The organism is Nonomuraea aridisoli (assembly GCF_003236395.1).
GTDB classification, from domain to species: domain Bacteria; phylum Actinomycetota; class Actinomycetes; order Streptosporangiales; family Streptosporangiaceae; genus Nonomuraea; species Nonomuraea aridisoli.
Genome location: NZ_POUD01000308.1, coordinates 1 through 10,346, shown reverse-complemented (window position 1 = coordinate 10,346; position 10,346 = coordinate 1). Strand labels below are relative to the sequence as shown.

Here is a 10,346-nt window from a genome sequence, read left to right as displayed (position 1 = left end):
CAGGCACAGCAGCGTGTACCGCCGGCGGAGCCCCCTTCGACCGCCGCCGGTACACGCTGCTGTGCCTGTGCGCGGCCGAGCTGCTCGCCGCGCCGGTCACCACCATCGGGATGCTCGCCCGGCGGGTCGCCCAGGCGGCCGCGGTCGAGCCCGGCGTGCCGGCGTTCGACCCGGTCAGGAACGACGAGCGGGCCGCGTTCGCGGACGCGCTCAAGCTGCTGGAGCACTACGGCGCGCTGACCGCCATGGACGGCGCCACCGACGCCTACCTCGGCGACGAGGACGCCAAGGTGCTCTACCGGGTCGACACCACCCTCGTGGTCAGGCTGCTCGCGGCGCCCGTGCCGCCCTCCCGCGCCGACGCCCGCGGCCTGCCCGGCTCCCTCACCGCCGAGTCCCGTTACGGCGGCGCGGAACAGGGCGCGGAACAGGGCGCGGAGCAGACGGCGACCCAGCGCGCCCTGCAGGCCCGCCACTCGCTCATCCGCCGCCTGCTGGACGAGCCCGTCGTCTACCGCGACGACCTGACCCCAGCCGAGGCCGCGTACGCCGCCTCGGTGACCGGCCGGCAGCTCGTCCGCCGCGCGGCCGAGGAGGCCGGGTTCGTGCTGGAGGAACGGGCCGAGGGGCTGCTCCTGGTGGACGCCGACGCGATCGCCACCGACACCCGTTTCCCCGACGACGGCGGCCACGCCAAGGTGGCCGCCCTGCTCCTGCTCGACCTCCTCGTCACCGCCGGGCCCGTCACGACGGCCCGCCTCGACGCCGAGGCCGCCGACCTCTTGCGCCGCTTCCCGCAGTGGGCCAAGGCCTACCAGTCCGACGGCGGCGGGCCGCGCCTCGCGGCCGACGCGCTGGAGGTGCTCACCCTCTTCGGCCTGGCCCGCCGTACGGGGGACCGGGTCGCCGCGCTGCCCGCCGCCGCCCGCTACCGGGTCGATCCCGGGCCGGACGATCAGGAGGACCGATGACCGTGACCGAGCTCGCCACGCCCCGTGCCGCCCGGGGCGTGGACGCCCGCTGGATCCCCGTACGCGCCGGGATCCTCAACGTGTGGCGCTACTACGACGAGGTGTTCGAGTTCCACCGGGGCCGGCTGCTGCTGCGCGGGCCCAACGGCAGCGGCAAGTCGAAGGTGCTGGAGCTGCTGCTGCCGTACGTGCTCGACGCGAGTCTCAAGCCGAGCCGGCTGTCCACATTCGGCGGCACCGAGCGCACCATGCACTGGAACCTCATGGGCGACGGCGCCGGCGGCGCCACCAGGGTCGGGTACGTGTGGCTGGAGTTCGGGCACGCCGACGGCCGCTGGTTCACCTGCGGCGCGCGGCTGCAGGCCACCGTCCACACCAAGAACGTCACCGCCGCGTACTTCACCTCCGAGGCGCGGGTCGACACCCCCGACGGCATCCGGCTCAGCGGCGAGAACGGGCAGCCGCTCACCCGGGCGCAGCTCGCCGAGGAGCTGGGTGCCTCCGGCACCGTGTACGACTCCGCGGAGGCCTACCGCACGGTCGTGCGCCGGACGCTCTACCGCGGTCTCAACGAGCAGCGCTACGACTCCCTGCTGACCGCGCTGCGCCAGCTGCGCACCCCCAAGCTGTCCGAACGGCTCGACCCCGGGCTGCTGTCCGACCTGCTGTCGAGCGCGCTGCCGCCGCTCGGTGAGGGCGAGATCCACGAGATCGCCGAAGGGTTCGAGCGGCTGGACCGGCAGCGGGAGGAGCTGCGGCTGCTCGACCGGGACGTGGCGGAGGCCGAACGGCTCGCCGCCCGGCAGCGCGGCTACGCCCAGCGGGTGCTGCGCGCCGCCGCCGCGGCGGTGACGTCGGCCGGGTCGGCGCTGGAGTCGCTGGCCGCCGAGGTCAGGGGCAGGCGGGAGGCGCTGAAGGAGGCCGAGCGGGAGCTCGACGCGACCACCGCGCGGCTGGGGGAGCAGGAGGCGCGGGAGCTGGCCCTGGCCGCGCGGATCGACGGGCTCAAGGAGAGCGAGGCGTACCGGTCCGGGCGTGACCTGCACCGCCTGCGCACGGAGGCGCAGGCGGCGCACGAGGCGGCCGCCCGCCTGCGCGACCAGGCCGGCGACGCGGCCCGCGCGGTCACGGTCAAGCAGGAGCTCGCCGCCGACGCCGAAGCGGCGGCCCGCACGGCGGCCGGCCTCGCCGACCGCGCCCGCGCCGAGGCCCGCCACGCCGCCGAACGCGCCGGCCTCCTCGCCGTCCACGAAGAATCCGAACACACCACCCGAAGCCCGGTGACCCCCCGAATCACCGTTGACCAGCCGCTCGCCGACGGGGATTCAGCCCGGGGCGACGCCCAGCGCGCCGACGGCGGCCAGAACATGTGGTGGGGTGACGACGAGACCGTTGCACAAGGCGAGCGCGATGGGAGAGACGCCGACCGGGTCGCGGCCCGGGGCGGCATGGAAGACCGAGAGCCGGGCGTCCGTCAAGGCGCCGAGCGCGGGCCAGGCGAGGGCGCTGCGGGCTCGCGCGCGTCGAGCGGTGTCTGGGAGCCTGTCGAGGGTGGCGAGCCCGGCGAGTCCGGGTCGGGCTCGCGCGCGCAGGGTGGCGTGCGGGAGGGCGTGGGTTCTCGTGGGCCTGAGGGGTTCGAGGAGGCTGGGCGGCGGGTCAGGGAGTTGTTGCGGGCCGCCGTGAGCAGCCGGGCGGCGCAGATCAGGGAGGTCAGGGCGGGCACCGCCGAGCACGATGAGGCCGTCAGGCGCCGTACCGCCGCCGAGCACGACCGCGACCGCGCCCGCGACGACCTGGCGGCCGCCCAGGAGGCCTGCGAACGAGCCGAGCGCGTACGCGCGGAACGTGCCCGTGACCTGGCCGCCGACCTGGGCGAATGGGCGGGCGGCTGCACCCAGCTCCAGCTCGACCCCGGCACGCTGGCCGGCCTGGCCGAGCACTTCGAACGCGCCGACGAGCTGGTGGGCACGGCGCGGACGATGGCCGCCGTCGAGCTGGCCGCCCGCGAGCAGCAGGTCACGAGCCTGCGCGAACGCCTGGTCGCCGAACGCGCCGAGCTGGTCGCCGAACGGGAGCGCCTCGACGAGCAGACCGTTCTCGCGCCCCCGGCCCCGCACACCCGGGGCGCGGCCGCCCGGCGCGGGCCCGGCACCCCGCTGTGGCGGGCGGTGGCGTTCCGCTCGGGCCTCGACCCGGTCGCGCAGGCCGGGGTGGAGGCCGCGCTCGAAGCCTCCGGCCTGCTGGACCTGTGGTTGCGCCCCGACGGCGGGTTCGACCCCGGCGAGCACGACGCCTTCGCCGTGGCCGCCCTGTCGCGGCCGGCTCCCGGCTACAGCCTGGCCCACGTGCTGTTCACCGAGGCCGACTCGGCGGTGCCGGCCGACGCCGTGCTCGGCGGCATCGCGTTCGCCCCCACCGCGATCGGCGTCGACCACCCGGCCGTGATCGGCGCGGACGGCACCTGGCGTCTCGGCCCCGCGGCCGGCCGCTGGGTCAAGCCCGAGCCGTCCTACATCGGCGCGACCGCCCGCGAGCGCGCCAGGCGGCGGCGCGTCGCCGAGCTGGACGACCGGCTCAGCGAGCTGGCCGGCCGCATCGCCGAGTGCGACCACCAGCTCGCCGTGGCGCAGGGCGAGCGGGAGACGCTCGCCGCCGAACTGCGCCGCAGGCCCGACCGCCGGCCGTACGCCGACGCCGTGCAGGCGCTCGACGGCGCGGTGCGGAAGGTGGCGCTGCTGGAGGACGATCTGCGCCGCCACGAGCAGCGGCTGCGCGAGCGCGAGCAGGACGTCGGCCGCTCGCTGCGCGGGCTCACCGAGCTGGCCGCCCGCCACGCGCTGCCCACCGCGGCCGCCGCGCTCGATGCCTTGGAGGAGGCCCTGCGCGCCGCCGAGGCGACCGGCGCCGTCTGGCACGACCGGCGGGCCGAGGCGCGCGCCGCACGGGAGCGCGCCGAGCTGGCCGCCGAGACCGCCCGCACCTGCGAACGCCTCGCCGTCGAGGCCGTCGAACGCGCCGAGGAGGCCGCCTCACAGGCGGTCGTGCTGGCCGAGCGGCTGGCCGCCGCCGAATCGGTGGCCGCCGACTCCCTGCCCGGCGCTTCCGTGGCGGGCGGCTCAGCGGCGGGCGACCCCGTGGCCGGGGACTCCGTGGCCGGTGATGAACACGGTGGCGTGCTCGACCGGCTCCAGGACGCACAGAACGCCTACCAGGCATGCCGCCGCCACATCAAGGCCGGCCACGACGAGCTGGCGCGGCTCAACGCCCGGCTCGGCCGGCTGCGCGGCGAGCTCGGCACCGCCGAGGACCGGCACGCCGAGGCCGGGCGGGTGCGCGACGAGGTGTGCGACCGGTTCCGCCGCCTGGCGGCCGGGCACCTGCCGGGGGACGCGCAGGTCACGATCGAGCTGCCCCCCGGAGCCGGGACACGGGCCGTCCTGGAGGCGGCCGCGTCCCTGGCCGAGCAGCTCGCCTCGGTGCCGTACGAGCAGAAGAGCGTCAGGGAGGCGGAGGCGCGGCTCCGGGACGCCTTCCACCACGCCAGGGAGGTCCTCGCCGACCGGGCGGACCTGGAGCTGGCCCCCGACGAGGACGTCCAGGTGCTGACCGCCACCGTCAACGGCGTCAGGACCGGTGCGGCGGCGCTCAGCAGGGCACTGCGCCTGGAACGCGACGAGCGGCGCTCCGACATCACCGACGCCGAACGCGACCTGTTCGACCGGACGCTCGCCGGTGACACGCGGCGGCACCTGGCCGACCGGATCCGGCAGGCGACGGCGCTGGTGGAGACCATGAACCAGCGCCTGGAACGCGTCCGCACCGCCTCCCGGGTGGCCGTCCGGCTGGTCTGGCAGGTCGACCCCACCCAGCCGCCGGGCACGCGCGCCGCCCGCGACCTGCTGCTGCGCGACCCCGCCGGGCTGAGCGAGGCCGAGAAGGAGGAGCTGTACGTCTTCTTCCGCGACCGTGTGGAGGAGGCCCGCGCCGACGACTCCTCGGCGAGCTGGGAGGACCAGCTGATGAGGGTGCTCGACTACACGGCCTGGCACCGGTTCGCGGTCAAGCTGGACCGGGGCGACGGGCAGGGCTGGCAGGAGCTGACCAGGAAGCTGCACGGCGCCCTGTCGGGTGGGGAGAAGGCGATCGCGCTGCACCTGCCGCTGTTCGCCGCGGTGGCCGCGCACTACCAGACCGACCCGGGCTGCCCCCGCTTCATCCTGCTGGACGAGGTGTTCGTCGGGGTGGACAAGACGAACCGGGGCCAGGTGTTCGACCTGCTGGTGGACCTCGGGCTGGACCTGGTGCTGACATCCGACCACGAGTGGTGCGAATACCGCGAGCTCGACGGCATCGCCATCCACCAGCTCATCACGGGCGACGGCGACGACGCGGTGACGACGGCCCGCTTCGTCTGGAACGGTTACCGCACGGTGCCCGCCGACTGATCAGCCCGCCGACTGATCAGAGGGTGAGGTCGCGCGCCCAGGGCGGGTCCGCGCCGGGGACCGTGCACGTCAGGGCGGCCACCCGTACGGCGAACTCGGCCGCCCGCACGGCCGCGGGCAGGTCGAGGGCGTCGAGGCGGCCGCCGAGCAGGCCCTTCGCGCCGAGGTCGTGCAGCAGGCCCGCGGTGAACGCGTCGCCGGCCCCGACCGTGTCGGCGACCTCCACCTTCGGCGCGGCCACCGTGGCGCGCTCGCCGTCCAGCGAGACGAGCGCGCCGGAAGCGCCCCTCGTCACGACGACCAGGCGGGCGCCCGCCTCGTGGTAGACGTCGCAGGCCGCGTCCGGCGGCACGCCCGGCAGCAGGAAGCCGAGGTCGTCGTCGCTGAGCTTGAGGATGTCGGCCCACGCGCACCAGCGGGCCACCTGGTAGTCGTCCTCGGCGGCCAGGCTGGGGCGGACGTTCGGGTCGACCGAGACCGTGGCCCGTTCGGCCGCCGCCCGTGCGAACTCCTCCACGGCCTCCCGGCCCGGCCCCTTCACCAGCGCCAGCGAGCCGGTGTGCAGGCAGGAGGCCGGCTCGAGCCGTTCCGGCCCCAGCTCGTGCGGGCTCCACTGCCAGTCGGCGGTGCCGGTGGCGTAGAACGTGTACGCGGCCCGGCCGTCCTCGTCGAGGGCGGCGATGGCGAGCGTGCTCGGCTCGGCGGCCTCGACGGACGCCGACAGGTCCACTCCGGAGGAGGTCAGGCGCTCGCGGAACGCGCCGCCGAACACGTCGTGGGAGAGGCGGCCGAGGAATCGGGTGGGCGTGCCGAGCCGGGCCAGCGCGACGGCCGTGTTCGCCGGCCCGCCGCCGGGGAACACCCGCAACTCCATGGGCACCCCGGGGGAGGTGAAGGCGTCGGCGACGCACTCGCCAAGGACGGCGATCATCGGGAGCTGCCTCTCATGAGCGTTGCCGGTCTGTTACGGCCTGGGGGCATTGACGTTTCCCGGAGCGGAGTTCATCATCGCAGCACAGCGGATGTCAACGTTGACATAGGTCGGCGATGGCAGCGAGTCCCTCTGATAGGACCGCCCATGAACGCGAAAATTCCGGCAGGACTCCTGGTCACAGCGCTCCTCCTCACCGGGTGCGGTGGCGGCGGCGGGCAGAGCGCCTCCGCCCCGCCCAAGGTAGGCCTGATCACCAAGACCGAGACGAACCCGTTCTTCGTCAAGATGAAGGAAGGCGCCGAGAAGGCCGCCCAGGCGAGCGGCATGGAGCTCATGAGCGCCGCGGGCAAGTTCGACGGCGACAACGCCTCCCAGATCACCGCCATCGAGAACATGGTGGCCGCCGGGGTGAAGGGCATCCTCATCACGCCGAGCGACACCAAGGCCATCGTCCCCGCGATCCAGAAGGCGCGCGACGCCGGCGTCCTGGTGATCGCGCTCGACACGCCGACCGACCCGCAGAACGCCACGGACGCGCTGTTCGCCACCGACAACTTCAAGGCCGGCGAGCTGATCGGCCGGTACGCCAAGGCCGCCATGGCCGGCGAGCCCGCCAAGATCGCCACGCTCGACCTGGCCCCGGGCATCACGGTCGGGCAGCTCAGGCACGACGGCTTCCTCAAGGGGTTCGGCATCCAGGAGGGCGACCCGTCCGTCGTCTGCTCCCAGGACACCCGCGGCGACCAGGCCAGAGGACAGACCGCGATGGAGAACTGCCTGCAACGGGCGCCCGACATCAACCTCGTCTACACCATCAACGAGCCGGCCGCGCTGGGCGCGTACACCGCGCTGAAGGCCAAGGGCCGCGAGAAGGACGTGCTGATCGTCTCCGTGGACGGCGGCTGCACCGGCACCAGGGCCGTGCAGTCCGGGCAGATCGCCGCGACCAGCCAGCAGTACCCGCTCAAGATGGCGGAGGAGGGCGTCAAGGCCGTGGCCTCGTTCGCGAAGAGCGGCCAGAAGGCGAGTGGCTACACCGACACCGGCGTCACCCTCATCACCGACAAGGCCGTCCCCGGGGTCGAGGCGCAGGACACCGCCTTCGGCCTGGCCAACTGCTGGGGCTGACATGGCGGTGATCGAAGCGCCGCCGCTGACCCGCCGGCTGGTCGCCACGCCCGTCGCCGGGCCGCTGGCGGCGCTCGTGCTCGCGTGCGCGTTCTTCGGGCTCAACAGCGACCAGTTCCTCACCGGCCCCAACTTCTCGCTGATCATCCAGCAGGTCATGGTGGTCGGCACGCTCGCCATCGGCCAGACCCTGATCATCCTGACCGCGGGCATCGATCTGGCGTGCGGCGCGATCATGGCGTTCGGCGGGATCGTGATGACCAAGCTGGCCGTGGACAACGGCCTGCCGCCGCTGCTCGCGGTGGCCGCCGGGCTCGCCGTCTGCGCCGCGTTCGGGCTGGTCAACGGGCTGCTGGTGACGCGGATCTCGCTGCCGCCGTTCATCGTGACGCTCGGCATGCTGAACGTGGCGTTCGCGCTGACGCACATCTACTCGAACGAGCAGACGGTGGTGGGTCTGCCGGACCCGCTGACGTTTCTCGGGCAGACGTTCCAGGTCGGGCAGACGAACGTCACCTACGGCTCGCTGCTGACGATCCTGCTGTTCCTGCTGTTCGCGTACCTGCTGGGCTCGACCGCCTGGGGCCGCCACGTGTACGCGCTCGGCAACAGCCCCGAGGTGGCCCGGCTGACCGGCATCAGGACCCGCCGGCTGACGGTCGGCGTCTACACGCTGGCCGGTCTCATCTACGGCATCGCCGCCCTGCTGCTCGTCTCCCGGACGGGCGTCGGTGACCCGCAGGCCGGCCAGACCGACAACCTCGACAGCATCACCGCCGTCGTGCTCGGCGGCACCAGCCTCTTCGGCGGCCGCGGCCTGGTGATCGGGACGCTGGTCGGCGCGCTCATCGTGGGGGTCTTCCGCAACGGCCTGCAGCTCATGGGCGTGCCGTCGATCTACCAGACGCTGATCACCGGCATCCTCGTGATCCTCGCCGTCGCCGTCGACCAGCTCTCCCGCAGGAGGAACCGATGACCACCCCGGTGCTCCAGGCCCGCGGCCTGACCAAGCGGTACGGTCACGTCGTCGCCCTCGACGGCGCCGACTTCGACCTGCTGCCCGGCGAGGTGCTGGCGGTCATCGGCGACAACGGCGCCGGCAAGACGAGCCTGATCAAGGCGCTGACCGGCGCGCTGCAGCCGGACGCCGGCGAGATCCGGCTCGACGGCGAGCCCGTGCGCCTGCGCGACCCCCTCGACGCGCGCCGGCACGGCATCGAGACCGTCTACCAGGACCTCGCGATCGCCGCCTCGCTCGACATCGCCACGAACATGTTCCTGGGCCGCGAGCTGCGCAAGCCCGGCGTGCTGGGCAAGGTCTTCCGGATGCTCGACAAGAAGCGCATGCGGCAGGAGTCGGCCCGGCACATGGCCGAGCTGAAGATCGGGCTGCGCTCGCTCAGCCAGCCGGTCGAGTCGTTGTCCGGCGGTCAGCGCCAGGGCGTGGCGGTGGCCAGGGCCGTCGCGTGGGCCACCCGCGTCGTCGTCATGGACGAGCCCACGGCGGCGCTCGGCGTCAAGGAGTCCGGCCAGGTGCTCGACCTGATCCGGCAGGTCCGCGACCGGGGCACGCCCGTCGTGCTGATCAGCCACAACATGCCGCACGTCTTCGAGATCGCCGATCGCGTCCACGTCCAGCGCCTCGGCCGCCGGGTGGCCGAGATCAGCCCGCGCGACCACAGCATGGCCGAGGTGGTGGCCATCATGACCGGCGCGCTGCAGGTGTCTGAGGGCAGGTCCGTGGTGGTGGACCAGAGCGCGGCGGACGCGATCGGCTGGTCCTGAGGACGGCCGGCCCTGGGCGCGGCCGGACCTGGGGGTGGGCGACTAGCATGGGCCCGATGCGGCGTCCGACGATGACCGACGTGGCCCGTGAGGTCGGGGTCACCGCGAAGACCGTCTCCCGGGTGCTCAACGACGACGGCCCGGTGGCCGTCGAGACCCGCGAACGCGTCCTGGCGGCGGTCACGAAGCTCGGCTACCGGCCCAATCTCATGGCCCGCAACATGCGCGTCGGCGCCCGGGACGCCGCGATCGGCCTGGTCGTCCCCGAGATGGGCAACCCGTTCTTCGGCACGGTCGCGGGCGGCGTCGAGAGCGCGGTGCGGGCCCGCGGGCTCACGCTCATCGTCGGCTCCTCCAGCGAGACGGCCGGTCTCGAGCAGTCGCTGATCGCGACCTTCCTGGCCCGCCGGGTCAGCGCCCTCATGGTGGTTCCCGCGGCGTCCAGCGACCACCGCCATCTGCGTTCCGAACGGATGGCCGGGCTGCCCATCGTCTTCCTCGACCGTCCCGCGGTCGGCCTGCGGGCCGACTGCGTGGTCAGCGCCAACCGCGAGGGCTCGCGGGCGGGCGTCGCCCACCTCGTCGCCCACGGCCACCGCAGAATCGGCTTCGTCGGCGACGCTCCCGCCTCCCTCTACACCCGCCGCGAACGGTTCCAGGGCTACCGCGACGCCCTCGACGGGGCGGGGCTGCCGTTCGACCGGGCGCTGGTGGAGGCCGGTCATGACATGGAGGCCGCGGCTCAGGCGACGATGCGGCTGTTATCCCTGGCCGATCCGCCGACGGCGGTGTTCGCGGGGAACAACCTGGCCTCGATGGGCGTGGTGGTGGCGCTGGCGCGGGCGGGCCGCAAGGAGGTCGCCGTGGTCGGCTTCGACGACCTGCCGCTGGCCGAGGCGCTCGACCCGCCGCTGACGGTGGTGGCCCAGGACCCGGCGGGGGTCGGGGCCGCGGCGGCCGAGATGGTGCTGCGGCGGCTCGACGGCGACCGCTCCCGGGCCCGCCGCACGACCGTGCCGACCCGCCTGATCACCCGCGGCTCCGGCGAACTGCCCCCGCCCTGATTCACCCGCGGCTCTGGAG

The 10,346-nt window shown here is 74.3% G+C and carries 7 protein-coding genes; 6 read left to right on the top strand and 1 reads right to left on the bottom strand.

Features of this window, described 5'->3' with window-relative positions:
* Both C1J01_RS41505 and C1J01_RS41500 read left to right on the top strand, forming a co-directional pair.
* Window positions 1-971, top strand: a 971-nt coding sequence (locus C1J01_RS41505) for a TIGR02678 family protein (protein WP_111184534.1), incomplete at its 5' end; no start/stop codon positions are given.
* The gene (locus C1J01_RS41500) at window positions 968-5,416 is read left to right on the top strand and encodes a TIGR02680 family protein (protein ID WP_111184533.1); all 4,449 of its coding nucleotides are present in this window, start codon (window positions 968-970) and stop codon (window positions 5,414-5,416) included. The genes C1J01_RS41505 and C1J01_RS41500, both read left to right, overlap by 4 nt.
* Before the next feature lie 16 nt (window positions 5,417-5,432).
* Here the strand turns inward: C1J01_RS41500 and C1J01_RS41495 are convergent, their stop codons facing one another.
* The gene (locus tag C1J01_RS41495; RefSeq protein ID WP_111184532.1) at window positions 5,433-6,347 is read right to left on the bottom strand and encodes a carbohydrate kinase family protein; all 915 of its coding nucleotides are present in this window, start codon (window positions 6,345-6,347) and stop codon (window positions 5,433-5,435) included.
* A gap of 147 nt (window positions 6,348-6,494) precedes the next feature.
* On the opposite strand from C1J01_RS41495, the gene C1J01_RS41490 reads away from it, so the two are divergent.
* Genes C1J01_RS41490 through C1J01_RS41475 form a run of 4 tightly spaced genes read left to right on the top strand, consistent with a single transcriptional unit; the run spans window position 6,495 to window position 10,327 of the window.
* Entirely contained in the window at window positions 6,495-7,478 is a 984-nt protein-coding gene (locus C1J01_RS41490) for a sugar ABC transporter substrate-binding protein (protein WP_111184531.1), read from the top strand.
* Window position 7,479: 1 nt separating this feature from the next.
* Window positions 7,480-8,454, top strand: a complete 975-nt coding sequence (locus C1J01_RS41485; RefSeq protein WP_111184530.1) for an ABC transporter permease — start codon at window positions 7,480-7,482, stop codon at window positions 8,452-8,454.
* Complete coding sequence (locus tag C1J01_RS41480; protein WP_111184529.1) at window positions 8,451-9,263, top strand: ATP-binding cassette domain-containing protein; 813 nt, start codon at window positions 8,451-8,453, stop codon at window positions 9,261-9,263. Before C1J01_RS41485 ends, C1J01_RS41480 begins: the two co-directional genes overlap by 4 nt.
* Window positions 9,264-9,319: 56 nt before the next feature.
* Entirely contained in the window at window positions 9,320-10,327 is a 1,008-nt protein-coding gene (locus C1J01_RS41475; protein WP_235855011.1) for a LacI family DNA-binding transcriptional regulator, read from the top strand.
* Window positions 10,328-10,346: the final 19 nt, after the last annotated feature.